This window comes from Desulfotomaculum copahuensis, from assembly GCF_001655685.1.
GTDB classification, from domain to species: domain Bacteria; phylum Bacillota; class Desulfotomaculia; order Desulfotomaculales; family Desulfovirgulaceae; genus Desulfotomaculum_G; species Desulfotomaculum_G copahuensis.
On record NZ_LYVF01000192.1, the window covers coordinates 29,415 to 54,286 of the forward strand.

Sequence of the window (24,872 nt, forward strand, 5' to 3'; positions counted from 1 at the left end):
GTTCCGGCCGTACCGCCGCCCCGCCGGCCGTGCGCTGCTAGTCCGCCGCCAGCGCACGGTTTTTACCCTCCCGTTTGGCCCGGTACATGGCCCGGTCGGCGGCGCAAAGCAGTTCGTCAGCGTTTTCCCCGTGTTCCGGAAAGACGGCCACCCCCAGGCTGACGGTCAAATGCCCGGCGGGCCGGTCTCCCCCGCCGCCAAAAAGATGACCGGCCACCTGCCGGCGGATATTTTCCGCCCCTGCCATACCGCCCTCCGGACCCGTCTGGGGCATCAGAACAATAAACTCCTCCCCGCCGTAACGGTAGACGGTATCGGCCTCCCGTGTGTGGACGGTCAACAGGCCGGCCAGTTCCTTCAGCACCTCATCCCCCGCCGGATGCCCGTAGGTGTCGTTGTAGCGCTTGAAGTCATCCACATCCAACAGGATTACGGCCAGCTGAAGATTGTAGCGTTTGGCCCGGGCCAGTTCCCGCTGCATCTCCATCGCCAGCCGGCGGCGGTTGTACAACCCGGTCAGGGGGTCGCGGCTGGCCTCATTAAGCAGGGTATCCATCAGCTGTTTGCGCCGCAGCAAAGACTTGGTACGGATGAGCAATTCCTTGCGATCCACCGGTTTGACCAGAAAATCGTCCGCGCCGCATTCCAGCCCGCGGATCCGTTCCTCCCGGCTGCTGCGGGAGGTGATGATCACAATGGGGGTGCCGGCGGTGGAGGCGCCTTCCTTGAGCAGCCGGCACACCTCGAAGCCGTCCAGCCCGGGCAGCACCAGATCGAGCAGTACCAAATCGGGCGGCGCCTGCCGCGCCTTTTCCAGCGCCTCGACTCCGTCGGCGGCAGTGAACACATCCAGATCCTGATCGGTCAAATAGCGGGCGATCACCCGCCGCTGCAGCGGGCTGTCTTCAACCACCAGCACCCTGGGCCGTCCGGAAGCGGAAACCCGGCTTTGCGCCTGCTGTTCCAGTTGCTGCAGATGGAGCACGGCATTCAGCCGGGTGGACAACTCCAGTCCGCTGACAGGCCGGTGCAGGATCTCGTTTACCTGCAGGGAAGGATTGTCCGGATAGGCGCCTTCCGCTCCGGTAATCAGGATCAGAGGCAGCAGGCTTTTATTTTCGGCCAGGAATTGGCACAATGTGTTATCCCGGCAGCCGGCCGGCTCAAAGATCAGTACATTGGGCCAGCCCAGGCGGATTTTTTCCGCCGCCTCTTTTTCACTGGTGACAATCAACAGGTTGAACTGCGAGTAATCCAGCTGCGAGGATATTTCGACAATGGTGGCCTGTGCCGGGGTTACCAGCATTACCGTCTTGGGGCTTCCGGGGCATTTCAAGGTAGTCTGACCTCCCCATGGCATTTTAGGTCTTCCCTACCAGTACCACATTACCATGAAAATAGATTATGTTCAAGTGTAACAATTTTTGCCCGCTTCCGGCCCCTCAAAAACCGTTGCCTCCCGCTTTCCCGGGGGTTGGACCGTAAATCATACGATCAAAATTTCAGCCCCGGCCCGTCAAGCATCTTAAATAATGCCATACCGGCAGTTGATATGTGAGTTTGCGTGAGTATGATTCTTGCCTGGTTTAATTCGTTATGGTATAATCATGTAGATGATCTATGCCCGCCCGTGCGGCCCGGCCGGCGGCTTTTTCATGTGGCGGCGGGATTTATTTGAAGAAGAGGTGAACAGCAGTGAAGGAAGGTATCCATCCCAAATACCAGCAGACAAAAGTAACCTGTGTTTGCGGCAACACCTTTGAGACCGGTTCCACCAAAAAGGAACTGCGCGTGGAAATTTGCTCCCGGTGCCACCCCTTTTACACCGGTTCGCAGCGGACGGTGGAAACCGGCGGGCGGGCAGACCGCTTCCGTAAAAAATACGGCCTGAAATAACGGGTAGCAGAGCGGCGGCTCTGCTATTTGTTTAAGATGCCGCCGCAAATTCCGGACCCGGAGCCGGCGGCGGCCGGATGCTCCGGCGGTGGCGGCTTGAAAAAAGGGGAATACTATATATGAGTGAATTCCAATACGGCGGTCAGGCGGTCATTGAAGGCGTGATGATGCGCGGCCCTTATTCCTGGGCGGTGGCCGTGCGCCGGCCGGACGATACCATCGTCCTGGACCGGCAGCCGGTAAATTCAGTCACCTCCCGGGTGCCGCAGCTCAAATGGCCGTTCCTGCGCGGCGTGGTGGTGCTGGTGGAATCCCTGGTGGTGGGCCTGCGGGCGCTCACTTATTCGGCCGCCCAGGCCATGGGGGAAGAGGAAGAAGAGGAATTGGGCACCCGGGAAATTGTGGTCACCATGCTGGCGGCTCTGGGGTTGGCCGTGTTCCTTTTCGTGGTGCTGCCCACCGGGCTGACCCACTTTCTCACCCCTTATGTCCGGGGCAGCCTGGCTCAAAACCTGGTCGAGGGGGCCATCCGGCTGGCCGTTTTCCTGGCCTATGTGGCCGCCATCGGCCGGCTGCCGGACATCCGGCGGGTCTTTCAGTACCACGGGGCGGAGCACAAGGTGATCAACGCCTTTGAGGCCGGCGAGGAACTCACCCCGGCCAATGTGCAGCGTTATTCGACCTTTCATCCCCGCTGCGGCACCAGCTTCATTCTGATCGTGCTGGTGGTGAGCATTTTTCTTTTTTCCCTGCTCGGCCGGCAGGTGTTGTGGTGGCGGCTGCTGTCACGCGTCTTGTTGTTGCCTGTGCTGGCCGGTATTTCTTACGAATTGTTGAAACTGTCCGCCCGCTACCCGCGCTTTATCCTGTGCCGGCTGTTTATTGCGCCCGGGCGCTGGTTGCAGGCGCTGACCACCGGCCGCCCCGACGACGGCCAGGTGGAAGTGGCCATATCCGCCCTGGGGGCGGTGCTGAAAGAAGGTGAAACCAATGTTAGATAAACTGGCCAGTCTGGAAAAACGCTACGACGAATTGAGCGCGCAGATTGCCGATCCGGAGGTGATCGCCGATCAGGCGCGCTGGCAGCAATATATCAAGTCGCACGCCGAGTTGGAGGAAGTGGTGGGCGTATACCGGGAGTTCAAGCAGGTGCGCGCCGGCATGGAGGAAGCCAAAGAACTGCTGGCGGATAAACTGGAGCCCGACTTTCGCGAACTGGTCACGGCCGAATTGACTGAACTGGAGGAGAAACGGGAAAAGCTGGAACAGCGGCTCAAGGTGCTGCTGCTGCCCAAGGATCCCAACGATGAAAAAAACGTGATCGTGGAAATCCGCGCCGGCACCGGCGGCGAGGAGGCGGCGCTGTTCGGCGCCGACCTGTTCCGGATGTATTCCCGTTACGCCGAGCGCCAGGGCTGGAAAATAGACATCATGAATTCCAACCTGACCGACCTGGGCGGAGTGAAGGAAATCATCTTCCTCATCGAGGGGAAGGGGGCTTACAGCAAGCTCAAGTTTGAAAGCGGTGTGCACCGGGTGCAGCGCATCCCCTCCACCGAATCAGGCGGGCGCATCCACACTTCCGCCGCCACGGTGGCGGTGTTGCCCGAAGCCGAGGAGGTGGAGGTGGAGATCAATCCGAACGATCTGCGCATCGACGTCTTCTGCGCCACCGGTCCGGGCGGCCAGTGCGTGAACACCACCCAGTCGGCGGTGCGCATCACCCACCTGCCCACCGGCATTGTGGTTTCCTGCCAGGATGAAAAAAGCCAGCACAAAAACAAGGACAAGGCCATGCGCGTGATGCGGGCGCGGCTGCTGGACAAATTTCAGGAAGAGCAGCGGGAGAAGGTGGCCAGCGTGCGCAAGTCGCAGGTGGGCAGCGGGGACCGCAGCGAACGCATCCGTACCTATAACTTCCCCCAGAGCCGGGTGACCGACCACCGCATCGGCCTGACCACCCACCGGTTGACCGAGGTGCTGATGGGCAACCTGGACGAAATCGTCGAGGCGCTGATCACCACCGACCAGGCGCGGCGGCTGCAGGAAGCGGTCTAAAAGGGCTGTCAGCCGCCGGAAACCGCCGGCCGGTGGAGGAACACCGGTATTCTGCAGCCGGCGGGGCAACCGTTCCGGGGTGGCGGCAATTTTCCCACACACGATACTCCGGCGGCAAGGTAAGGAGTTTTATACAGTGGTTACGATCATGGAAGCCCTGGCCGAGGCCGGGGCTTTTTTGCAAAAATGCGGGGTGGACGGCGCCGCCCTGGATGCGCAGGTTTTGCTGGCCCATTGTACCGGTTTGGACCGGGCGGGTCTTTACCGGGAAGGGCAGCGGGAGTTGACCCGGGAGCAGGCGGACAACTTCCGTGCACTGGTGCGCCGGCGGGCCGCCCGGGAACCGGTGGCCTACCTGACCGGGCACCGGGAGTTTATGGGACTGGACTTTCTAGTCCGGCCGGGGGTGCTTATCCCGCGGCCGGAAACAGAACTGCTGGTGGAAGAGGCGCTGGCCCAGCCGGCGAAGAGGCGGAACGGCGGCACCTTTCCCGGCGGGGCGGATGCGCCCGGCATTGCCGGCGGCGGGCACGCCCGCCGGGGCGGTCCGGCCGGTGCTTTGCGCATCGCCGACGCGGGCACGGGCAGCGGCGCCATCGCCGTCAGCCTGGCCCGTTTCCTGCCGGCGGCGCTTGTGTACGCCACCGACATCTCCCCGGCCGCCCTGGATACGGCACGGCAAAACGCGTTCCGCCACGGCGTGGCGGAGCGGATCAGCTTTTTCTCCGGCGACCTGCTGGTTCCGCTTCTGGAGCGGGGGTTGGCGGGGCGTCTGGATCTGGTGGCCGCCAACCTCCCCTACGTACCTTCCGCCGGCCTGCCGGGGCTGATGCCCGATGTGCGCCTGTATGAACCATCCACGGCTCTGGACGGCGGCCCGGACGGTCTGGACCTTTACCGCCGCCTGATCCCGCAGGCTAAGGAGTTGCTTGCGCCGGGCGGCCATTTGCTGATCGAAATCGATCCTTCCCAGGCGCCGCTGATTCCCGCCCTGCTCGACCGGCGGGACTGGGTTTATGCCGTCCGCCGCGACCTGGCCGGCCGGGAGCGGTTGGTAGCGGCGTGGCGGAACGGAATTAAGTCCATAAATGATCAAAGCGAAAACCATTTACCGTAAAGGCGAATGGTTTTTTGTTTTTTCACGCCAGGTGTTTTAACGCCTGCCAGGCGGTCAGGATGCCGATTACAGTGATCAGAGTGCCGCTGGCCGCCGTCAGCCAGCGCCAGCTGTTCGGCCCCAGCAGGCGTCCGGCCAGGGACGAAAGGCGGACAAAGGCCAGCCCGACGCCGACCAGGGCGACGGCCCCGCCGATGCCGAAGGCGGCCACCAGCAGCAGGCCGGCCACCGGTGTCCCGCTGCCCACGGAGAGCAGCAACACCGCCAGCGCGCCCGGACAGGGCACCAGGCCGTTGCTGACGCCCACCAGCAGCAGGCCGGCAAGATCCCGGGAGTGTTCATCCAGGATGGCCCCCCGTCCGGGAAAGAGGCCCGGGCGGCCGGCCATGCCGCGGCCGGGCCGGTGCAGTACGGCGTGGTGATCTCCGTGGTGACAGTTTCCGGAGCAGCAGGACGGGTTTCGTGACAGCAGCAGGCGCAGGCCGATGATCGCCACCAGCGCGCCCGAGCACAATTGCAGCCAGACGGCGAACTGCTGCCGGGGCGCCCCGGCAGCCGCGGCCGCCAGCCAGGCCGCCGAACGGGCGCCCATGGCCAGGGCGACCACCACCAGGGTGTGGGTGAGGGCGGCCGCCAGTCCCAGCAGCACGGCGTCCCGTGCCCGACCCCGGGAAAGCACCAGGTAGGCGCCCATGATTCCCTTGCCGTGTCCCGGCTCCAGGGCGTGCATGGCGCCCAGGCCGAGGGCGGACAGCAAACTGATGGAAAGGTTCAACACGTCTCCCTCCCGATGAGAGAAAAATTCCGCCGGGAACCGCCTGCCATCCCTGCCTGATAATGGATCTAAGGTTGATAAAATATATTCGCTGTACCGGCCGGTTTAGACCGCTCCGGCAGGTATTTTTCCCGCCGCCGGCCTGTCCACCCGCCCGCCCGCTTGTGCGCCAACGCCACCGGCATTACATCCTGTTTTGAAGTATATCCGGCGTCGATTTAATTTGGTCCGTGCGGCCGCGATTGATTTGGGGGAAAGTATTTCTACCCGCCATTGACAGGACGCATAAAAACTGTTATATAATAACTGACCGCATGTTGGAATTATTCTGATCTGGGGGGCATACTGATGAATCTGGGGGAAGCGTTGGAAAAGTTGAGGGCCGGCGGGGTCAGGCTTACTCCCCAGCGCCAGGAGGTGCTGCGGGTATTGCTGGATGGCGGGGAACATTACAGCGCCGAGGAAGTATGGCGGCGCGTGCAGCAGCGCTATGCCGGCGTCAGTTTCGACACCATTTACCGGACGCTGCACATGCTCACCCGTTACGGCCTGGCCAGCGAGGTGGACTTTGCCGACGGTTGCCGGCGCTTCGAGTTCGCCGGCAAGGGGCACCACCACCATTTGGTCTGTTTACGCTGCGGCCGGATTGAAGAGCTGCCTTTTTGCCTGGAGGACTGCCTTTCCCGGGTCAGGGCGGAAAAACCGGATTTTAAAATCGCCGGCCACGCCTTCAAGGTTTACGGTTACTGCCGGCGGTGCCAGCAGTGACGGCGCCCGGTGCCCTGCCGGAAATCACCGGGGTGCTTGAGAGTTACGGGGTTGTTGTCCCGTCCGGCGGCGGGCCGGATTTCCGGTGCGGGAGAGGCTTGGGGGCTTTTCACCGGGCGGTTGGTTCGAAAAATATGCCTAAAGGCATAATTTTATGGTGGAGGGTTTCGCGTTCATGAGGGAAAAACTGATTATCCCGGTTATGATACTACTGTTGGCGCTAGCGGCCGCCGGGTGCGGGGCCGGGCCCGCCGGTACGCCGGGCGGAGCGAAAAAGATTGCGGTGGTGGCCACCATTTACCCGCTTGCCGATTTTGCTTCCCAGGTGGGCGGTGATCGCGTCCAGGTTACCTGTCTGGTGCCGGCCGGCGTGGAACCCCACGACTGGGAGCCGGCGCCGCGGGACATGGCCCGGATTGCCGGCGCGCAGGTGTTCATCTACAACGGTGCGGGTATGGAGCCCTGGGTGGATTCCCAGGTGAGCATGCTGCAGGGCAAAGGGGTTAAAGTGGTCGAAGCCAGCCAGGGCCTGGATTTGATCAGTGCCGCCGGTGCCGGGAACAGGCCGGGTGCGGTGGACCCGCACATCTGGCTCGATCCGGTGCAGGCACAAAAAATTGTCGCCCGGATCAGGGATGCCCTGATCTCTGTGGACCCCAAAGAAGCGGCCTATTATTCCAACCGGGCGCAGGCCTATCTGGAGAAGTTGGCCGTGCTTGACCGGGAGTACGCGGGGGCGGTAAAAACATTCCACAGCAGGGACATCGTCACTTCACATGACGCCTTTGCTTATCTGGCCCGCCGTTACGGGCTGCGCCAGCTGTCCGTGACCGGCCTTTCCCCGGACAGCGAGCCGGATCCGGCACAGATGGCCGCGCTGATTGCCTTTTGCCGGGAACACAAGGTAAAATATATTTTCACCGAAAAACTGGTCAGCCCCAGACTGGCCGACACACTGGCCCGGGAGGCCGGGGCGTCCACACTGGTGCTGGACCCCATTGAAGGGCTGACTGCAGCCGAACAGTCACGCGGGGAAAACTACCTGCTTATTATGCGTCAAAACCTGGCCAATTTGAAAAAGGCGCTGGGAGAATAATCATGAATCCAATTGTAGAAATAAAAGATCTCTGTTTCAGCTACGGCGGGGAGCTGGTGCTGGAAAGGGTGGATCTGGAAGTGTTCCCCGGGGATTTTCTGGCCCTGATGGGACCGAACGGTTCGGGCAAGACCACCCTGGTCAAACTGATGCTCGGCCTGCTCCGCCCCCTGACCGGACAAATCAATCTTTTCGGTACTGTGCTGGAGCGCTTCCGGGAATGGTACCGCATCGGCTATGTGCCGCAGAAAGCCACCGGGGTGGACGTCCGTTTTCCGGCCTCGGTGGAGGAAGTGGTTATGGCCGGCCGTTTCGGCCGCCTGGGTCCGGGACGCCGGCCGGGGCCGCTGGACCGGCGGGCGGTGGACGAAGCGCTGGCGGTGGTGGAAATGTCCGCTTGCCGCCGGCGGCCGGTAAGCAGTCTTTCCGGCGGACAGCAGCAGCGGGTGTTCATCGCCCGGGCGCTGGCCGGCCAGCCGGAGTTGCTGGTGCTGGACGAGCCTGTGGTCGGCCTGGACAGCCGGGCACTGGATTCGTTTTACAACCTGCTGGCGCTGTTGAACAAGCAAATGGGCATCACCCTGCTCACCGTCTCTCACGATACCGGTGCGGTGACGCGGCGGGTGAACCGGGTGGCCTGCATCAACCGCACCTTGATCTGCCACGGCACGCCGGCCGAGGTGCTGACCACCGCCAACCTGGTCCGGCTGTACGGGGCACCCGTGCGCCGGGTGACCCACGGCCACCGTTAATCCGGGCGGCCGCAGTCCGGTGCGGCGGAAAAATTTCCATGATCTGTTATCCGCAGGCACCAAGTTACAAGGAGGATGGCCATGTCTTTGCTGCAATACGATTTTATGGTCCGCGCCCTGCTGGCCGGTTTGATGATCGGCGTAATCTGTCCGGCGGTGGGGGTTTTCCTGGTTATGCGCCGCTACGCCTATATGGCCGACACCCTGTCCCACGTCTCCCTGGCCGGCATCGCCGCCGGCCTGCTGCTCGGCCTCTTCCCCCCGCTGACCACGCTGGCCCTGGCTTTGCTGGCCGCACTGGTGATTGAGCGGTTGCGCGCCGCCGGCCGTCTTTACGGTGAAGCGGTGCTTGCCCTGGTCATGAGCAGCGGACTGGCCCTGGCGGTGGTATTGATCAGCTTTGCCCGCGGGTTCAACATCGACCTGATGAGCTACCTGTTCGGCAGTATTCTCACCGTCGGCCCGGCGGACCTGCTGCTCATATTACTGGCCGGGCTGCTGGTGCTTGGTCTGATCGCTTATTATTACAAGGAGCTGTATTTCATCTCTTTTGACGAGGAATGCGCCCGGGTGGCCGGCCTGCCTGTGGACCGGCTGAACCTGCTTTTCATCCTGGCCGTGGCGCTCACAGTTTCCGTTGCCCTGCGCGTGGTGGGCACGCTTTTGGTGGGCGCGCTGATGGTCATTCCGGTGCTCACCGCCCAGTTGCTGGCCGGGAGTTTCCGCCAGGTATTTACCGGGGCGCTGGTGCTGGGGGTGGCCGTTTCGCTGGGCGGCCTGACCGCCTCTTACTACCTGGGTACCGCTTCCGGCGGCTCGATCGTCCTGCTGGCCGCCGCCCTGTTTGTGCTGGTGCAGGCCGGTACCGCGCTGCGCCGCAAACTGCGCCGGCAGTCTCAGGCGCGGTGCGAGCGGGAGAACGCGCCGGTTACCGATTGTGGCGAGCAGGCCGGATAACGCCCGCCGTTACAAGGAGCGCACCGCTTCCCGCCTCCGGGGAACCGTCCGGCGCGGGCCGTTTGCACCCGGCCGGTTTCTTGTTTCGCCGGACAAGGCGTTCCGGAACATTTCGCGAAAAGTGAATTGTGTGGTATACTACGTGTAAACCCTTCCAGGACAAGCCTGCTTCCGGATTACGGCGGTTTCCCGGGAGCAGCGGCCGGGGCACTGTGCCGGCGGCTGGCGGGATGGTTTAACAGGCATATTTTTACGCGGCCGGCATTAATTTACTATGGGGATGTCTGTGCATGCAGAAAACAAGACGCACCGCTTTCTGGCCGGTGGATTCCCGGCACCCCGACCCGGCGGTGATCAACCGTGCCGGGTTGATTTTGCGCCGGGGCGGACTGGTGGCTTTTCCCACCGAAACCGTTTACGGCCTGGGGGCAAATGCTCTGGACGGGCCGGCGGTGGCGGGTATTTTCCGGGCCAAGGGACGTCCCCGCGACAACCCGCTGATTGTCCACGTGGCTGCTCAAGATGCGGTTTACCAGCTCGCCGCCGCCGTGCCGGACAGCGCCCGGCGGTTGATGCAGGCCTTCTGGCCCGGACCTTTGACCCTGGTCCTGCCGGCCGGGCCGGGCCTGCCGCCGGAGGTTACGGCCGGACTGGACAGCGTCGGCCTGCGCATGCCGGCCCACCCGGTGGCCCTGGCCCTGATCAGTGCCGCCGGGGTGCCCGTGGCCGCTCCCAGCGCCAATCTCTCCGGCCGGCCCAGCCCGACCACGGCGGGTCACGTCTGGCAGGATTTGCGCGGGCGCATTGATGCCGTGCTGGACGGCGGCCCGGCCGGTGTGGGGGTGGAGTCCACCGTACTGGACATGACCGGCCCGGTGCCCGTGGTGCTGCGGCCGGGCGGTGTCACGCCGGCGGAACTGACCGCGGTGGCCGGTGAAATAGCCCTCGATCCGGGGGTAATCGACACCGGCGCCGCGGCGGCGGGCGGCGGGCGGCGCCCGCCCCGCTCACCGGGCATGAAATACCGCCATTACGCTCCCCGGGCGCCCTTGATCCTGGTCGAGGGTGCGCCGGAACGGGTGCCGCCGCGCATCCGGGAATTGGCCGAGCATTACCGGGCGGCCGGCAAACGGGTGGGCATCCTGGCCTGCGCCGAATCGGCGGACCTGTTTTCATCCGGACAGGTGCTGGTGGCCGGCCGGCGAGCCGAACCGGCCACAGTGGCGGCGCGCCTGTTTGCTTCCCTGCGCCGCTTCGATGAACTGGGAGTGGATGTCATTCTGGCCGAGGGTGTTGAACCGCAGGGAGTGGGCCTGGCGGTGATGAACCGTTTGCGCCGGGCGGCCGGGGACCGCATCGAACGGGTCTGACCCGGATGACCGGAAAACCCTGACGGGTGCAGGCGGCCGGAGGTAGGTTGATGGGTATAATCACTGTTCTGTTGCTGGCCCTGGCTTTGGGCGCGGATGCCTTTTCCCTGTGCCTGGGCATCGGCATGGCCGGAATAAAGCGGCGGCAGGTAATCTTGATCAGCCTGACGGTGCTGCTGTTTCATATTATTATGCCCCTGGCCGGTTTTGAAGCCGGGGAACTGGCGGGCGGACTGATCGGCCGGGCGGCGGCCGTGGCCGGCGCCCTGCTCATGCTTTACCTGGGCCTGCGCATGGTGCAGGGGGCGCTGCGCCACGAAGCGGAGGAGTCTCCCCGGATTATTCTGGTGAACGGCTGGGGATTATTTATGCTGGGTGCCAGCGTCAGCATGGATGCATTAAGTGTGGGTTTCACCCTGGGCACCCAGCGGATCAACCTGCTGCTGACCGTGCTGGTCTTCGGCCTGGTTGCCGGGCTGATGACTTTTTCCGGCCTGTACTGCGGCCGCTGCATCGGCCGCTGGGCGGGGGAGCGGGCACAGCTGCTGGGCGGTTTGATCCTGCTGGGAATCGGCTTGAAAATGATTGTTTGACGGCGGCGGAAAAACGAATGATGAGCAGAACAGCCCGGCCGGGTGGTATGGCAAAAGGGGGGAGCCATGTGCCCAACAAAAAACTGCTTTTTGTCTGCACGGGCAACACCTGCCGGAGCAGCATGGCCGCCGCGCTGGCCCGGCGGGCGCTGGCGGAGCGCGGCCTGACCGGCCGGGTGGAAGTTATTTCGGCGGGCCTGTTTGCCCGGCCCGGCGACCCCGCATCACCCCGGGCAGTGGCGGTGATGGGCGAGTGGGGCATTGATTTGCACCGGCACCGGGCCAGGCAGTTGACCCCGCGGGATGTGGCCGGAGCGGATCTGGTGCTGGTGATGACGGCCGGCCACCACCGGCAGGTGCGGCAGATGGTTCCGGAGGCGGGTGACCGGATCCACACCCTTGCCGCCTATGCCGGGGTGGACGCCGACGTGCCCGACCCCTTCGGCCGGCCGCTTGAGGCCTACCGTCGTTGCGCCGTTGATTTGCGCCTGCTGGTTGAGCGGGCGGTGGACAGGCTGGCCGGGGAATGGTTTTCCGGCCGGACCGGTGGCCGCGGCGCCGGTCCGGCATAAACTGATCCGGATGGAACGGCGCAGCACACCGGGCCGGGTTGGAGTCCATTTCAAGATTGCGCGGGGCCGGCGGAAATATCCGTCCGCCGGGTGCGGCGGCCCCTGGCGGGAACGGATCTTTGCCGTGTGCCCGGCAAATTATACTCATTCCGGCATGCCGCAGCCTCAAAACGGCCCCGGCGTTGCCGCAAGGCATGGCGGGCGGAAACGGTGTCTTGCCGTGATAAAAAAGGAAAATGACGATTATTGTAGAAGTGTTCCTTTTATGTGCCCGGCGGGTTGTACCGCCGGGAACGGGTTACATATTGTAACCGGACAACGGCATAATATGACCGGTTATGTTGCCGGAACCGGGCGGGTGGGTGCATGGTGCCACACCCGGCAGGTAACTCCGGCCAGGAATGGCCGCGGTATTTGACATCCGGCTTTGAGGGCCGGGCGAGGGGGTTGGCAATTTGCGTGTGGCTGTAGCCGCCGATCACGGCGGTTTTCGTCTCAAAATGGCGGTTACCGGCTGGTTGAAGGAAGCCGGCGTGCCCTACGATGATCTGGGCACCTTTTCCGAAGAAGCGGTGGATTACCCGGATCAGGCGCTGGCCGTGGCTGAAGCGGTACGATCCGGCGCCTGTGACCGGGGTATTTTGTGTTGCGGTACAGGCATCGGGGTTTCCATCGCCGCCAACAAGGTGCCGGGGATCCGCGCCGCGCTCTGTCATGACACTTTTTCCGCCCGGGCTGCCCGGGAACACAACGATGCCAACGTGCTCACCATGGGCCAGCGGGTGATCGGCCCCGGCCTGGCCGAAGAAATTGTGCGCGTCTGGCTGAGCGCCTCTTTTCAGGGCGGCCGGCACGCCCGCCGGGTGGGCAAGATTGCTCAAATTGAAACGAAATATTGCCGGTGCGGGGTTGAGGAGGAAAAATAATGGATATGACGAAATCCCTGGCCGAAACGGATCCGGAAATCGCCCGGGCGATTGACCTGGAACTGTCGCGCCAGCGTAACACACTGGAACTGATTGCCTCGGAAAACGCCGTCAGCCGGGCGGTGCTGGAGGCGCAGGGTTCCGTACTGACCAATAAATACGCCGAGGGTTATCCGGGGCGCCGTTACTACGGCGGGTGCCAGTTCGTGGATATTGCCGAGGAACTGGCCATCCGCCGGGCCAGGGAACTTTTCTCCGCCGGGCACGCCAATGTGCAGCCCCATTCCGGCGCCGAGGCCAACCTGGCGGTTTATTACGCTTTTCTGGAGCCGGGCGATACCATCCTGGGCATGAATCTGGCCCACGGCGGTCACCTGACCCACGGCAGCCCGCTGAACATCTCCGGCAAATATTTTCAAAACGCCTTTTACGGGGTGGACCGGGAAACCGGCCGCATTGATTACGATCAGGTTTATGATGTTGCCCGCCGCTCCAAGCCGCGCATGATTGTGGCCGGGGCCAGCGCCTACCCGCGGGCCATCGATTTTGCCCGTTTCCGGGAGATTGCGGATCAGGTGGGCGCCTACCTGTTTGTGGACATGGCCCACATCGCCGGGCTGGTGGCGGCCGGTGAGCACATGAGCCCGGTGCCCTATGCCGACGTGGTCACCACCACCACCCACAAGACATTGCGCGGCCCGCGGGGCGGTCTGATCCTGTGCCGGGAGAAATATGCCGCCGTCATTGACAAGGCGGTGTTCCCGGGCATTCAGGGCGGCCCGTTGATGCATGTGATTGCCGCCAAGGCGGTGGCCCTGGGCGAGGCGCTGCGGCCGGAGTTCAAGACCTATCAGCGGCAAATCGTATTAAATGCCAAAGCGCTGGCCGCCGCGCTGATCGAGCGGGGCTTCGAGCTGGTCAGCGGCGGCACCGACAACCATTTGATGCTGGTGGACCTGCGTAACAAGGGGATTACCGGCCGGGAGGCGGAGGCTGTGCTGGACAGCGCGGGGGTGACGGTGAACAAAAACGCCATCCCCTACGATCCGCAGCCGCCCGCCGTGGCCAGCGGCATCCGCATCGGCACGCCCCAGGTGACCACCCGCGGTCTGGACGGGGCGGACATGGAACGTCTGGCGGAGATCATCCATTTTGCCCTGAGCTTCAAGGGCGACGGGCAGCGACTGGACCGGGCGCGGCGGATGGTGGAGGAACTGTGCCGGGAGCATCCGCTGTATGAACGGTAAGATGTCCTTTCGATAAGCCCGGTGGCTTTTAGCAGGGTGGATGTTTCACTGCCGTCGGGTTGCCCGGTTTGACCGGTGGTTTGCCTCATTTTAATTACACCGTGGCTGAAGACCTGGCGGTCCGGGTTGATCGATTTCCGCCACCCCGCCCGGGCTTCGGGGAGGCGTGGATGTCAGGAAAAATAATGGTTTCATTGCGGAAGCGGTTTAAGTGGTTTAAACGGCGTGCCGGCTTGTACCGGGGCGGCTGTTCGCAAAAATGGCTGTCCCCGTGCGGTTTTGCGCCGGTATCCCGGTGGAGGTAGAATTAATTGGATCAGCGACCGACCTTTGATCAAACTTACATGGACGTGGTGGAGGTGATTGCCCGCCGCTCCACCTGTTTGCGCAAAAAGGTGGGGGCGGTGATTGTGGTGGACCGCCGGATCATCTCCCACGGTTATAACGGCGTGGTCAGCGGCGAAGCACACTGCTGCGACACCGGAAAATGTTTGAAAGAACTGGCCGGGCGGGAGGACTACAAGCCCTGCGTGCACGCCGAGCAAAACGCCGTTTGTGTCTGCGCCAAACGGGGGCTGGCGGTGAAGGGCGGCACATTGTATGTGAACGCCGACATCTGTATCACCTGCGCCAAACTGATCGTATCCTGTGAACTGGCCCGGGTGGTGGTACGCCGGGACTACAAAGGTTCGGGCGAGGGAATCGACTTTTTGCGCCGTTACGGTGTACACGTCGAGCTCTGGCCGGCCGGGGGGAAAGACGCCGCCGGACCGGGCAGCGGGCAATCAACTGACTCGTTTGTCCCCGCGTCCGCCGGCGGGGAAAATGTTGCCGGTGCGGGCGGCCGGCCCGGGTGCGCCGTTTTTGACCGGTATGCCGGGGGCGGCGCGGCCGGGGGAATGCGTCCGGCGGCGCCGGGGGGCATTCCCCCGGGTGGTGCCGGGGCGCTTGAGGATGCCTCCGGAAAACCGGCCGGTCCGGTCATCCGTTACATATTGTCCGGCGGGGGGAACCCCCCCTTTCAGGCCACGCCCGGCAGCGCCGGGTGGGACGTCTGCGCCGTGGAACCGGTCACCGTGCGCCCCGGCGCGGGGGAGACCGTGGACACCGGCCTGGCGGTGGAAGTGCCGCCCGGCTATGTGCTGGATGTGCGCCCGCGCAGCGGTCTGGCTTTCAAGCGGGACATCCTGGCCTTCCCGGGCACCATCGACTCCGACTTCCGCGGGGTGGTGCGGGTGCGCCTGTGGAACCTGGGCACGGAGCCCTACCACGTGCAGCCGGGCGAACGGGTGGCCCAGTTCGTCCTGCTGCCGGCGCCGCCGGTGCGCTGGGTAGAGGCCGCCATCCTGACGGACACCGCCCGGGGGGAAGGCGGCTTCGGCAGCACGGGCAAGCGGTAAAAACATACATAAAGCCCGTGCGACTACCTGACGGGTCACCGCCGGGGCGAAGATTTTCCGGCGTCATTGTCAAACCGGCCGCGCCGGCGTTTGATCCGGCCGACTGCCCGTTGAATTTTCCTCAAGCACAGTGGCAGTACCTCGTCGCTTCAATGTTTCTCCGGTACGGCCACCACCCCCGGGAAAACATTTTTACTTTAAAAGCCAATTTTACCGCGAGGGAGGGATACCGGTTTGGAAGTGAAGCTCCTGGCCTGTACCGGGCTGGCTGAAGGCACCCCCCCGGTTCCCGGCTGTACGGAGGCGGACAGTGTAATCATTTATGCCGTCAGCCAGTGTTACCAGGCCAAGCCGCAGCCCGGGATGATCCGCAACTGCTTTGAGCGCGGTCACCACAGCGTTTTTGAACATGTGCATTTCAGTTTCGCCGTACATGGAATCAGCCGGGCGTGCCTGGCCCAGCTTACCCGCCACCGTCTGGCCAGTTACACGGTGGAGTCCCAGCGCTACTGCGACTACACCAAAAAACCGGCCGGTTTTGTGTGGCCGGATACCATTGAGGGTGGGACGGCGAAAAAGTACCGGGCGTTGCTTGAGCAGGCCATGACCTGCTACCACGAGTTGCGCGCCGCCGGCGTGCCGCCGGAAGACGCCCGTTTTGTGCTGCCCCAGGCCACGGCTGTCAACCTCGTTTTTACCATGAACGCCCGTGAGCTGTTCCATTGTTTCGACCTGCGCCTGGACAGGCATGCCCAGTGGGAAATCCGCCGTCTGTTCGCCCGGGTATTGCAGCTGGTGCGGGAACGGGCGCCGCTCACTTTTGCCGCCTATGCGGACCGGAAAGAGGAGTTGTAGTTGTTGAAAATTCTCACCATCTTCGGTACCCGGCCGGAGGCGATCAAAATGGCGCCTTTGATCAAAGAGCTGCAAAACCATCCGGGTTGTTTCGACTGCCGGGTGGCCGTCACCGCCCAGCACCGGCAAATGCTGGACCAGGTGCTGGACCTGTTCGGCATCGTCCCCCGCCACGACTTGAACATCATGCAACCCGGCCAGAGCCTGTTCGACATCACCCGGCGGGCGCTGGCCGGCCTGGAACAGGTGTTGTCCGCCGAACAACCGGATCTGGTGCTGGTGCACGGCGACACCACCACTACCTTCACCGGCGCGCTGGCCGCCTTTTACCGCCGGATCCCGGTCGGCCACGTGGAGGCCGGCCTGCGCACCGGCAACAAGTTTTCCCCCTTTCCGGAAGAAATCAACCGCCACCTCACCGGCGTGCTGGCCGACATTCACTTCGCCCCCACCGCCGCCGCCCGGGCCAACCTGCTGCGGGAAGGGGTGGCGGAAAAAGATATTTTTGTCACCGGCAATACGGTGATCGACGCCCTGCTGGCCACCGTGCGCCGGGAATTTGCGTTTACAGACCCGGTGTTGAGCAATATTGATTACGCCAGGCAGCGGGTGCTGCTGGTGACCACCCACCGCCGGGAAAACCTGGGCGAACCGATGCGCGAAATCTATCTGGCGCTGCGGCAGGTGGTGCAGGATTACCCGGACGTGACGGTGATTTTCCCCGTGCATAAAAATCCGGCCGTGCGCCAGGTGGTGCGTGAGGTGCTGGGGGAAGCGCCCCGCGTGCATCTGATCGAACCACTGGACTACCAGCCGTTTGTCAACCTGATGCAACGCAGTTACCTGGTGCTCACTGATTCCGGCGGGCTGCAGGAAGAGGCGCCGGCGCTGGGCAAGCCGGTGCTGGTGCTGCGCGACACCACAGAGCGGCCCGAAGCGGTGGAAGCCGGCACAGTGCGCCTGGTGGGCACGGTCCGGGAGGCGGTGCTGACCGAAACCCGCCGCCTGCTTGACGACCCGGTCCATTACCGGCGTATGGCCGAAGCGGTCAACCCTTACGGGGACGGGCAGGCCTGCCGGCGCATCGCCGCGGCCATCGCCTGGCATTTCGACCTGGCGGAAGCGCCGCCGGATGAATTTTCGCCGCGTTGACGGCGCCGGGCGGTAAAACGAAAAATTTTTCCGGCCGGCAGGATTAAGGACACTTTCCGCGAAACATAATTAACATATGGCCGTGGCTGCCGTCCGGCAGTCGCCGGCGACTGTTCGGAGTTGAAAATCAACCTTCCGGAGTGTCCGGGACCCGTCTTGCAACGCCCGGGACGCAACTGGAGAAAGTACCGGCAAGCATTGTGCATTTGGGAACAAAAATTTTTCCACTATATGAAGGATTAAGAGCCTTTTTGTAGAATTGATATTAGTGCCTTGACCCACAAGCGCCCTGGCGCCCGGGGGGGAAAGATCGTAGCACGCAGGCGGTCAGGTCAACCGGAAAAAAATAGCGGCGGCAAGGGCACGTCTTTTTTTCAGGCCTTCAGTCTGGCGTCCATCGTCAGCTTTCAACTGGCCGGCTCCGTCCTGGTGGGTTATTTCCTGGGGCGGTTTTTGGACGGGCGGCTGGGCACCACGCCCTGGCTGATGGTGGCCGGCATCCTGTCCGGCATAGCGGCGGGCGTGATTGGCACCATCCAGGTGGTGGGCCGGTTTTTTGAGCAGAAGTAAGGCCGGTCCCGTTCATCTCCGGCTGCTTTCACGGCAGGGCCTTCCCGGTTTGAGATCTTGAATCATAATCAAGTCATCGCCCCGCCGGCGGCAAGCCGGGGGAAACAGGCCGCCGGTTCCGTTTCCCGCAAGCCGGAGGAGTTTCCGTTTTGTCCGGCGTTGTTCGCGGGCATAATTGGGAAAATTTTCGCATGTATTTTCAACACGGCATCTTGCCAGTTTTAACGGTCGGGAGGAATTCCGGTGCGGGATTTGCCTTTTGAAGCGTTTTTGAACCGGACGGTGAAAATCGGCCTGTATGTGCTGGCCGGTTGCCTCCTGCTTATCGGCTGGGATTACCAGAACCGCATGTTCTGGGGTCTGGCCATGGGCGTCGGGGTGGGCCTGTGGAACATCTATTTCCTGGCCCGGCGGATCAAGCTGATTACCTCCCGGGGGCGGGAGTTCTTGCGGGACTTTCAAAGGGAAGTGGCGGGCAGCCTGATTGCGCGGCTTTTGTCCATTGTGGCCGTGCTTTACCTGGCTTCCCGCATTTCCCTGCCGGCGGTGATTGCCGCCGCCGCGGGCATCCTGGCCGTGTCGGGCATCTTTGCCGCGGTGGGCGGCGGGGCGCTTTTGCGGGAGGTCAAATCAGATCAGTTATTTAGAAAAAATTAAAACGCGAAAGGGGGGAGATTACAGATGTTGAGCATGGAGCAAGTAGAGGAAAAGCTGAATTTTTGGAACTTCCCGCAACAGCCGTGGCATCTGGGGCAGATCGGGAACTTTCCCATCGACCTCAACCCGCGCACCATTGTCATGACCTGGGTGGCCATGCTGCTGGTGATTATCTTTGCCGTCGCCGCCACCCGGAACATGGACATGCGCCGCCCCGGCAAGCTGCAGGTGGCCTTTGAGTCCATGTACGATTTTGTGCGGGGTTTGGTCAACGACAATATGGATCCGGTCAAAGGGCTTTCGTTGTTAAGCATCGTTCTGACCTATTTCATATTCATCCTCTTTTCCAACCTCCTGGGCCTGGTTCCCACCTTGAATTCGCCCACGGCCGATTATAACACCACCTTTGCCCTGTCCCTTTTCACTTTTGTGCTGATTCAGTTCTTCGGCCTCAAGTACAAAGGACTGGGGTATTTCAAGCACTTCGTCAAACCCGTTTTTGTCTTTTTACCCATCAACCTGGTCGAAGAGCTTTCCAAGCCAGTGACGCTGGCCTTCCGTCTTTACGGGAACATCTACGCCGGTGAAGTGCTCATCGCCGTTTTGCTGGGCCTGTTCCCGCTGGTCGGGGACATCTTCGGCGGCTTTATCGCGTCGGTGATCTGGCTGGGATTCAGTATCTTTGTGGGAGGCATCCAGGCTTTCATCTTTACCATGCTGAGCATCGCTTACGTGGGACAGGTGGTTGCCGACGAGCATTAATCCGTTGTGTGTTTGTATTGCTATGTGATTGTTTAGGGAGATTACCGGGGAAAGGAGGGGAAAAATTATGGAAATTGGAGCAGCTGCCGCCATTGGCACCGCTCTGGCCGTGGGCCTGGGCGCTCTGGGCGCCGGCATCGGTGACGGTCTGGTCACCGGCCGCGCGGTGGAAGCCGTCGCCCGCCAGCCTGAAGCCCGGGGCACCGTTTACACCACTATGTTCATCGGCGTCGGTTTGATTGAAGCCCTGCCGATCATCGGCGTGGTTATCGCCTTCATCTTAATGGGTAAAATCGGTTAATCACCCCTTAAAGCGGGGACTTGGGAACGGCATAGCAGGTGGCTGCCGCCTGCTATGGCCTTCCTTTTGTCAAGGTAACGGAAGGAGGGGAATAGGTTTTGAAGTTTAATGCCACCCTGCTGGCCCAGTTCTTCCATTTCATTCTCCTGTTGATCTTTCTGCGCATTGTGGCCTACAAGCCCGTTGCGAATATGTTGAAGTCCCGTCAGGAATTCATTACCAATAATGTGGCGGCGGCAGAGGAGGATCGCAAACAGGCCGAGGCTCTGCGCCAGCAGTATCTGGCCGACATGCAAAAAGCCAGGGAAGAGGCCCAGGCCATCATTCAGCAGGCGACCAAAGCCGGCGAGGTGCAGGCGCAGGAAATCATCGAAGCGGCCAAGACCGAGGCGAACCGCGTAAAAGACAACGCCCTGCAGGAAATCGCCCGGGAGAAGGAGAAAGCGGTTGCCGAATTGCGCGACCAGGTGGCTTCACTGTCCGTCCTGGTGGCCGGCAAGATTATCAATCAGACCATCACTCCCGAGATCCAGCACGGTCTGGTGCAGGATTTCATTAAAGAGGCGGGGGATCTGCCATGCTAAAGGGAGCCGTATCCGGACGTTATGCCGAGGCGCTTTATGAAATCGCCGCCGCCGCGGGCACAGTGGACCAGGTGGAGGCGGAATTGAAGGCGATCACGCAGATTATCGCCGGCTCCCCCGAGTTTCAAAAGGTATTGTTCCATCCGCGCATTACCGCCGCTGAAAAAAAAGACTTCCTGAAAGGCCTTTTTGAGGGCAAGCTCTCCGTAACAACGGAAAATTTCCTGTTCTTGCTGGTGGACAAGCAGCGGGAAGCCTTTATCAGCGATATTACGGCTGTTTTCACGGAACTGGCCAACCGGGCGCGCCATGTGGTCAAGGCCGAAGTGACCAGTGCCGTGGAACTGAACAAGGACGAAAAGAAAAAGCTGGGCGACGTGCTGAACAAGCTGACGGACAGCAAAGTCGAAACAGCATTTGCCGTGGATCCCGCCCTGCTGGGCGGAGTGGTCGTGCGTATCGGCGACCGGGTGATCGACGGCAGCCTGCGCGCCCGTCTGGCTACCATGAGAGAACACCTCAGGCAAATAAGTTAATTGGGATAGGGGTGAACCAGTAGTATGAATTTGCGACCGGAAGAGATCAGCTCGATCATTCGGCAGCAGATTGAAAAATACCAGGCGCAAATTGAAATGCGTGACGTGGGCACCGTTATCCAGGTGGGTGACGGCATCGCCCGGGTCTACGGCCTGGAAGCCTGCATGTCCATGGAACTGCTTGAGTTCCCCGCCCCCACCGAGGGCGGCGAGCCCACCCTGGGCATGGCCCTGAACCTGGAAGAGGACAACATCGGTTGCGTGTTGCTGGGCGCCTACACCCACATCAAGGAAGGCGACACGGTGAAACGCACCGGCCGCATTGCTTCCGTACCCGTGGGCGACGCCCTGATCGGCCGGGTGGTCAACCCGCTGGGACGCCCCCTGGACGGCAAGGGTCCGGTCAATTCGGACAAGTACCGCCCGGTGGAGCGCATCGCCCCCGGCGTAATCACCCGTAAACCGGTGCACCAGCCCCTGCAGACCGGCCTGAAGGCCATCGACGCCATGATTCCGATCGGCCGCGGCCAGCGCGAGTTGATCCTGGGCGACCGCCAGACCGGCAAGACGGCCATCGCGCTGGACGCCATGATCAACCAGAAGGGCAAGGATGTAATCTGCATTTATGTGGCCGTGGGCCAGAAGGCCTCCACGGTGGCCAACGTGGTGCAGATTCTGACCGATCACGGGGCGATGGATTACAGTATCGTGGTTTCCGCCACCGCCTCCGACCCGGCGCCGCTGCTGTTTGTGGCCCCGTTCGCCGGTGCGGCTATCGGTGAGGAGTTCATGGAACAGGGCCGCCACGTGTTGATTATCTATGACGACCTGTCCAAACAGGCGGTGGCCTACCGCGAACTTTCCCTGCTGCTGCGGCGTCCGCCCGGACGTGAAGCCTACCCCGGCGATGTATTCAACCTGCACTCCCGGCTCCTGGAGCGCGCCTGCAAATTGAACGACGAACTGGGCGCCGGTTCCATGACCGCCCTGCCCGTCATTGAAACACAGGCCGGCGACGTTTCGGCCTATATTCCGACCAACGTGATTTCGATCACCGACGGCCAGATCTTCCTGGAGCCCGACCTGTTCTACGCCGGTATCCGCCCGGCCGTGAACGTAGGTATCTCGGTATCCCGGGTGGGCGGCGCGGCACAGGTGAAGGCGATGAAGAAATACGCCGGCACCCTGCGCCTGGACCTGGCCCAGTACCGTGAACTGGCCGCCTTCGCCCAGTTCGGCTCCGACCTGGACAAGGCCACCCAGGCCCGCCTGACCCGCGGCGAGCGCATGGTGGAACTGTTGAAGCAGGGGCAGTACGTGCCCATGCCGGTGGAGGAACAGGTGATGAGCATCTATGCCGGCGTCAACGGCTATCTGGACGACCTGCCGGTGGAAAGCGTGCTGCCTTTTGAGGCTGATTTCCTGAAATATATGCGGGCCAGCCATCCCGATGTGGGTGAGTCCATTGGCAAAACCGGCGAAATGAGCAAGGATACGGAAGAAAAATTGAAGGCAGCCATCCTCGAATTCAAGAAAGGCTTCGTGGCCAAGCCGGCATAAAGCCGGACATTGAGCGCCAACAGGCGAGGTGGTGAAAACTTAGATGGCCAGTTTACGTGACTTGAGGCGCCGCATCAAGAGCATTCAGAGCACGCAGAAAATCACCAAGGCGATGAAGGCGGTGTCCGCCGCCAAAATGCGCCGGGCGCAGGATCAGGTGCTGGCGGCCCGGCCCTATGCCAAAAGAATGCGCGACGTGCTGGGGCGGGTGGCCAACTCGGCCGGTAATGTGCGCAATCCGCTTTTGGAAGTGCGGGAGCCGAAAAAGGTGGCCTACCTGCTGGTGACTGCCGACCGGGGTCTGTGCGGCGGCTTCAACGGCAACCTGATCCGCAAGGCCAGCCATGAAATCAAGGATCGCGACGCCACCAGCATGATCTGCGTCGGCCGCAAGGGGCGGGACTTCTTCCGCCGGCGGAACTACCATATCGCCCAGCAGTATGTCGGTCTGGGCGAGACAATCAGTCTGGGGCAGGCGCAGGAGATCGCCCGTTTTGTCATCGGGCAGTACGGGGCCGGCGAATTTGACGCCGTCTACCTGATCTACAGCGAATTCGTGAATGTGCTGATTCAGCGTCCACAGATGATCCAGTTGCTGCCCGTACAACCGCCGGCCGGGGCGGAAGAGGCCAAAAAGGTGGATTACATTTTCGAGCCGGACGCGGAAGAAGTGCTCAACGTCCTGTTACCACGCTATGTGGAAAACATGGTCTATTACGCCCTGCTGGAATCCAAGGCCGGTGAGCAAAGCGCCCGCATGACGGCCATGGACTCGGCCACCAAGAACGCCGCGGACATGATCGACCGGCTGACCCTGTCCATGAACCGGGCGCGCCAGGCGGCCATCACCAAGGAAATTTCCGAAATTGTGGGCGGCGCGGCGGCGCTGGAGTAAGACGGCATGATTTATGGGAACCTTCTTATGGCCAGTTGAGTCAAGCGCAAAGGAGGTACGAAGTAGTCAATGAATGTTGGTCATATAGTTCAGGTCATCGGCGTGGTGGTGGACGTGCGCTTCCCCCCCGGCCAGGTGCCTGACATCTATAGCGCCTTGAAAATCGCCCGCGAGGGCCAGGACGACCTGACCCTGGAAGTGGCGCAGCACCTGGGCAACAACTGCGTGCGCACCGTGGCCATGAGCGCCACCGACGGCCTGGTGCGGGGCATGGAAGTGGCCGATACCGGCAAGCCGATTACCGTGCCGGTGGGACGCGACGTGCTCGGCCGCGTGGTGGACGTGCTCGGGCTGCCCATTGACGGCAAGGGCAAGATTGAAAGCAAAAACTACTATCCGATCCACCGTTCCGCCCCCCCGCTGGTGGAGCAGTCCACCCGGGCGGAACAGCTGGAAACCGGCCTGAAAGTGGTGGACCTGCTGGTGCCCTTCCTGAAGGGCGGCAAGGTCGGCATGTTCGGCGGCGCCGGCGTGGGCAAGACGGTTATCGTGATGGAGCTGATCAACAACATCGCCAAGCAGCACGGCGGCATCTCGGTATTTGCCGGCGTGGGCGAGCGCACCCGCGAGGGCAACGACCTCTACCGTGAAATGACCGAGTCGGGCGTGCTGGACAAGACCACCATGGTGTTCGGCCAGATGAACGAGCCTCCCGGTGCCCGCCTGCGGGTGGCCCTGACCGGGTTGTGCATGGCCGAGTTCTTCCGTGATGCGGAAGGCGCGGACACGCTACTGTTTATCGATAACATCTTCCGTTTCACCCAGGCCGGTTCCGAGGTTTCCGCCCTGTTGGGCCGCATGCCCTCGGCTGTGGGTTACCAGCCCACCCTGGCCACTGAAATGGGCCAGATGCAGGAGCGCATCACCTCCACCCGCAAGGGTTCGGTTACCTCGGTGCAGGCCATTTACGTGCCGGCCGACGACCTGACCGACCCGGCGCCGGCCACCACCTTCGCCCACCTGGACGCCACGGTGGTGCTGTCCCGGCAGATCGCCGAACTGGGCATTTACCCGGCGGTGGACCCCCTGGACTCCACCTCCCGCATCCTGGACCCCCACGTGGTGGGGCAGGACCACTACCAGATCGCCCGCGGTGTGCAGATGGTGCTGCAGCGCTACAAGGAGTTGCAGGATATTATCGCCATCCTGGGCATGGAGGAGCTTTCCGACGAAGACAAACTGACTGTGGCCCGGGCGCGCAAACTGCAGCGTTTCCTGTCCCAGCCCTTCCATGTGGCCGAGACATTCACCGGCATGCCCGGCGTGTATGTGTCCCTGAAAGACACCATGCGCGGCTTCAAGGAAATCCTGGAAGGCAAGCACGACAACCTGCCCGAGGAAGCATTCTACATGGTCGGTACCATTGATGACGCCGTGGCCAAGGGGAAACGCTTAGCAGAGGGAAGTGCATAG

General features: G+C 62.3%; 27 protein-coding genes. 25 read left to right on the forward strand and 2 right to left on the reverse strand.

Annotated elements, in window-relative coordinates; all coding sequences use genetic code 11:
* Positions 1-37: 37 nt before the first annotated feature.
* The gene (locus A6M21_RS15720; protein ID WP_078060788.1) at positions 38-1,360 is read right to left on the reverse strand and encodes a GGDEF domain-containing response regulator; all 1,323 of its coding nucleotides are present in this window, start codon (positions 1,358-1,360) and stop codon (positions 38-40) included.
* 335 nt (positions 1,361-1,695) lie between these two features.
* Here A6M21_RS15720 and rpmE point away from each other — a divergent pair, with 335 nt between their 5' ends.
* The 4 genes from rpmE (at position 1,696) to prmC (ending at position 5,071) form a co-directional block, all read left to right on the forward strand.
* Positions 1,696-1,896 carry a 50S ribosomal protein L31 gene (gene rpmE / locus A6M21_RS15725; RefSeq protein ID WP_066670859.1) on the forward strand — a complete coding sequence of 67 codons (201 nt, stop codon included), beginning with the start codon at positions 1,696-1,698 and terminating at the stop codon, positions 1,894-1,896.
* A gap of 119 nt (positions 1,897-2,015) precedes the next feature.
* Complete coding sequence (locus tag A6M21_RS15730; protein ID WP_066670861.1) at positions 2,016-2,897, forward strand: DUF1385 domain-containing protein; 882 nt, start codon at positions 2,016-2,018, stop codon at positions 2,895-2,897.
* Complete coding sequence (gene prfA, locus A6M21_RS15735; RefSeq protein WP_066670867.1) at positions 2,887-3,954, forward strand: peptide chain release factor 1; 1,068 nt, start codon at positions 2,887-2,889, stop codon at positions 3,952-3,954. The genes A6M21_RS15730 and prfA overlap by 11 nt, the downstream gene beginning before the upstream one ends.
* 136 nt (positions 3,955-4,090) lie before the next feature.
* Complete coding sequence (prmC, locus tag A6M21_RS15740; protein ID WP_242868881.1) at positions 4,091-5,071, forward strand: peptide chain release factor N(5)-glutamine methyltransferase; 981 nt, start codon at positions 4,091-4,093, stop codon at positions 5,069-5,071.
* Between the two features lie 22 nt (positions 5,072-5,093).
* Here the strand turns inward: prmC and A6M21_RS15745 are convergent, their stop codons facing one another.
* Positions 5,094-5,846 (reverse strand): HoxN/HupN/NixA family nickel/cobalt transporter, encoded by a 753-nt coding sequence (locus A6M21_RS15745; protein ID WP_242868882.1) that lies wholly within the window; start codon positions 5,844-5,846, stop codon positions 5,094-5,096.
* Between the two features lie 348 nt (positions 5,847-6,194).
* Here A6M21_RS15745 and A6M21_RS15750 point away from each other — a divergent pair, with 348 nt between their 5' ends.
* The 21 genes from A6M21_RS15750 (at position 6,195) to atpD (ending at position 24,872) form a co-directional block, all read left to right on the forward strand.
* Positions 6,195-6,614: a Fur family transcriptional regulator gene (locus tag A6M21_RS15750; RefSeq protein ID WP_066670873.1), complete on the forward strand. Its 420-nt coding sequence runs from the start codon at positions 6,195-6,197 to the stop codon at positions 6,612-6,614.
* 175 nt (positions 6,615-6,789) lie between these two features.
* Positions 6,790-7,710 carry a metal ABC transporter substrate-binding protein gene (locus A6M21_RS15760; protein ID WP_066670877.1) on the forward strand — a complete coding sequence of 307 codons (921 nt, stop codon included), beginning with the start codon at positions 6,790-6,792 and terminating at the stop codon, positions 7,708-7,710.
* A 2-nt stretch (positions 7,711-7,712) separates the two neighbouring features.
* On the forward strand, positions 7,713-8,462 hold the full coding sequence (locus A6M21_RS15765) for a metal ABC transporter ATP-binding protein (RefSeq protein ID WP_066670879.1): 750 nt from the start codon (positions 7,713-7,715) through the stop codon (positions 8,460-8,462).
* 81 nt (positions 8,463-8,543) lie between these two features.
* Positions 8,544-9,419 (forward strand): metal ABC transporter permease, encoded by an 876-nt coding sequence (locus A6M21_RS15770; protein ID WP_078060789.1) that lies wholly within the window; start codon positions 8,544-8,546, stop codon positions 9,417-9,419.
* A 290-nt stretch (positions 9,420-9,709) separates the two neighbouring features.
* Complete coding sequence (locus A6M21_RS15775) at positions 9,710-10,789, forward strand: L-threonylcarbamoyladenylate synthase (protein WP_066670885.1); 1,080 nt, start codon at positions 9,710-9,712, stop codon at positions 10,787-10,789.
* 50 nt (positions 10,790-10,839) lie between these two features.
* On the forward strand, positions 10,840-11,382 hold the full coding sequence (locus A6M21_RS15780; protein WP_066670888.1) for a manganese efflux pump MntP: 543 nt from the start codon (positions 10,840-10,842) through the stop codon (positions 11,380-11,382).
* 68 nt (positions 11,383-11,450) lie between these two features.
* A complete protein-coding gene (locus A6M21_RS15785; RefSeq protein WP_242868883.1) occupies positions 11,451-11,954 on the forward strand; it encodes a low molecular weight protein arginine phosphatase in 504 nt (167 codons plus the stop codon).
* Positions 11,955-12,409: 455 nt separating this feature from the next.
* Positions 12,410-12,880, forward strand: coding sequence for a ribose 5-phosphate isomerase B (gene rpiB, locus A6M21_RS15795; protein ID WP_066670901.1), 471 nt, complete (start codon positions 12,410-12,412; stop codon positions 12,878-12,880).
* Positions 12,880-14,127, forward strand: a complete 1,248-nt coding sequence (locus A6M21_RS15800; protein WP_066670903.1) for a serine hydroxymethyltransferase — start codon at positions 12,880-12,882, stop codon at positions 14,125-14,127. The genes rpiB and A6M21_RS15800 overlap by 1 nt, the downstream gene beginning before the upstream one ends.
* Positions 14,128-14,438: 311 nt before the next feature.
* Entirely contained in the window at positions 14,439-15,527 is a 1,089-nt protein-coding gene (gene dut, locus A6M21_RS19180) for a dUTP diphosphatase (protein WP_242868884.1), read from the forward strand.
* Positions 15,528-15,767: 240 nt separating this feature from the next.
* Entirely contained in the window at positions 15,768-16,382 is a 615-nt protein-coding gene (gene thyX / locus A6M21_RS15815; protein WP_242868889.1) for an FAD-dependent thymidylate synthase, read from the forward strand.
* Positions 16,383-17,534 (forward strand): non-hydrolyzing UDP-N-acetylglucosamine 2-epimerase, encoded by a 1,152-nt coding sequence (gene wecB / locus A6M21_RS15820; RefSeq protein ID WP_066670913.1) that lies wholly within the window; start codon positions 16,383-16,385, stop codon positions 17,532-17,534.
* Positions 17,535-17,807: 273 nt separating this feature from the next.
* Positions 17,808-18,104, forward strand: a complete 297-nt coding sequence (locus A6M21_RS15825) for an AtpZ/AtpI family protein (RefSeq protein ID WP_161486098.1) — start codon at positions 17,808-17,810, stop codon at positions 18,102-18,104.
* Between the two features lie 243 nt (positions 18,105-18,347).
* The gene (locus A6M21_RS15830; RefSeq protein WP_066670916.1) at positions 18,348-18,761 is read left to right on the forward strand and encodes an ATP synthase subunit I; all 414 of its coding nucleotides are present in this window, start codon (positions 18,348-18,350) and stop codon (positions 18,759-18,761) included.
* 24 nt (positions 18,762-18,785) lie between these two features.
* Positions 18,786-19,523 carry a F0F1 ATP synthase subunit A gene (gene atpB / locus A6M21_RS15835; protein ID WP_066670919.1) on the forward strand — a complete coding sequence of 246 codons (738 nt, stop codon included), beginning with the start codon at positions 18,786-18,788 and terminating at the stop codon, positions 19,521-19,523.
* Between the two features lie 67 nt (positions 19,524-19,590).
* On the forward strand, positions 19,591-19,824 hold the full coding sequence (gene atpE, locus A6M21_RS15840; protein ID WP_066670921.1) for a F0F1 ATP synthase subunit C: 234 nt from the start codon (positions 19,591-19,593) through the stop codon (positions 19,822-19,824).
* Positions 19,825-19,922: 98 nt separating this feature from the next.
* Positions 19,923-20,408, forward strand: coding sequence for a F0F1 ATP synthase subunit B (atpF, locus tag A6M21_RS15845; RefSeq protein ID WP_066670926.1), 486 nt, complete (start codon positions 19,923-19,925; stop codon positions 20,406-20,408).
* A complete protein-coding gene (locus A6M21_RS15850; protein WP_066670929.1) occupies positions 20,402-20,944 on the forward strand; it encodes a F0F1 ATP synthase subunit delta in 543 nt (180 codons plus the stop codon). Before atpF ends, A6M21_RS15850 begins: the two co-directional genes overlap by 7 nt.
* A gap of 24 nt (positions 20,945-20,968) precedes the next feature.
* Positions 20,969-22,504: a F0F1 ATP synthase subunit alpha gene (gene atpA, locus A6M21_RS15855; RefSeq protein ID WP_066670932.1), complete on the forward strand. Its 1,536-nt coding sequence runs from the start codon at positions 20,969-20,971 to the stop codon at positions 22,502-22,504.
* A 43-nt stretch (positions 22,505-22,547) separates the two neighbouring features.
* Entirely contained in the window at positions 22,548-23,399 is an 852-nt protein-coding gene (gene atpG, locus A6M21_RS15860) for an ATP synthase F1 subunit gamma (RefSeq protein WP_066670933.1), read from the forward strand.
* A gap of 69 nt (positions 23,400-23,468) precedes the next feature.
* Entirely contained in the window at positions 23,469-24,872 is a 1,404-nt protein-coding gene (atpD, locus tag A6M21_RS15865; protein ID WP_066670934.1) for a F0F1 ATP synthase subunit beta, read from the forward strand.

Excerpts from the sequence above, each read along its gene's own strand:
- A6M21_RS15850 (WP_066670929.1), top strand. The coding sequence starts at position 20,402 with ATGCTAAAGGGAGCCGTATCCGGACGTTATGCCGAGGCGCTTTATGAA.
- A6M21_RS15730 (WP_066670861.1), top strand. The coding sequence starts at position 2,016 with ATGAGTGAATTCCAATACGGCGGTCAGGCGGTCATTGAAGGCGTGATG.
- atpE (WP_066670921.1), top strand. The coding sequence starts at position 19,591 with ATGGAAATTGGAGCAGCTGCCGCCATTGGCACCGCTCTGGCCGTGGGC.
- atpB (WP_066670919.1), top strand. The coding sequence starts at position 18,786 with ATGTTGAGCATGGAGCAAGTAGAGGAAAAGCTGAATTTTTGGAACTTC.
- A6M21_RS15760 (WP_066670877.1), top strand. The coding sequence starts at position 6,790 with ATGAGGGAAAAACTGATTATCCCGGTTATGATACTACTGTTGGCGCTA.
- A6M21_RS15765 (WP_066670879.1), top strand. The coding sequence starts at position 7,713 with ATGAATCCAATTGTAGAAATAAAAGATCTCTGTTTCAGCTACGGCGGG.
- atpA (WP_066670932.1), top strand. The coding sequence starts at position 20,969 with ATGAATTTGCGACCGGAAGAGATCAGCTCGATCATTCGGCAGCAGATT.
- A6M21_RS15780 (WP_066670888.1), top strand. The coding sequence starts at position 10,840 with ATGGGTATAATCACTGTTCTGTTGCTGGCCCTGGCTTTGGGCGCGGAT.
- A6M21_RS15770 (WP_078060789.1), top strand. The coding sequence starts at position 8,544 with ATGTCTTTGCTGCAATACGATTTTATGGTCCGCGCCCTGCTGGCCGGT.
- prfA (WP_066670867.1), top strand. The coding sequence starts at position 2,887 with ATGTTAGATAAACTGGCCAGTCTGGAAAAACGCTACGACGAATTGAGC.
- A6M21_RS15800 (WP_066670903.1), top strand. The coding sequence starts at position 12,880 with ATGGATATGACGAAATCCCTGGCCGAAACGGATCCGGAAATCGCCCGG.
- A6M21_RS15775 (WP_066670885.1), top strand. The coding sequence starts at position 9,710 with ATGCAGAAAACAAGACGCACCGCTTTCTGGCCGGTGGATTCCCGGCAC.
- atpG (WP_066670933.1), top strand. The coding sequence starts at position 22,548 with ATGGCCAGTTTACGTGACTTGAGGCGCCGCATCAAGAGCATTCAGAGC.
- atpD (WP_066670934.1), top strand. The coding sequence starts at position 23,469 with ATGAATGTTGGTCATATAGTTCAGGTCATCGGCGTGGTGGTGGACGTG.
- A6M21_RS15720 (WP_078060788.1), bottom strand. The coding sequence starts at position 1,360 with ATGCCATGGGGAGGTCAGACTACCTTGAAATGCCCCGGAAGCCCCAAG.
- A6M21_RS15750 (WP_066670873.1), top strand. The coding sequence starts at position 6,195 with ATGAATCTGGGGGAAGCGTTGGAAAAGTTGAGGGCCGGCGGGGTCAGG.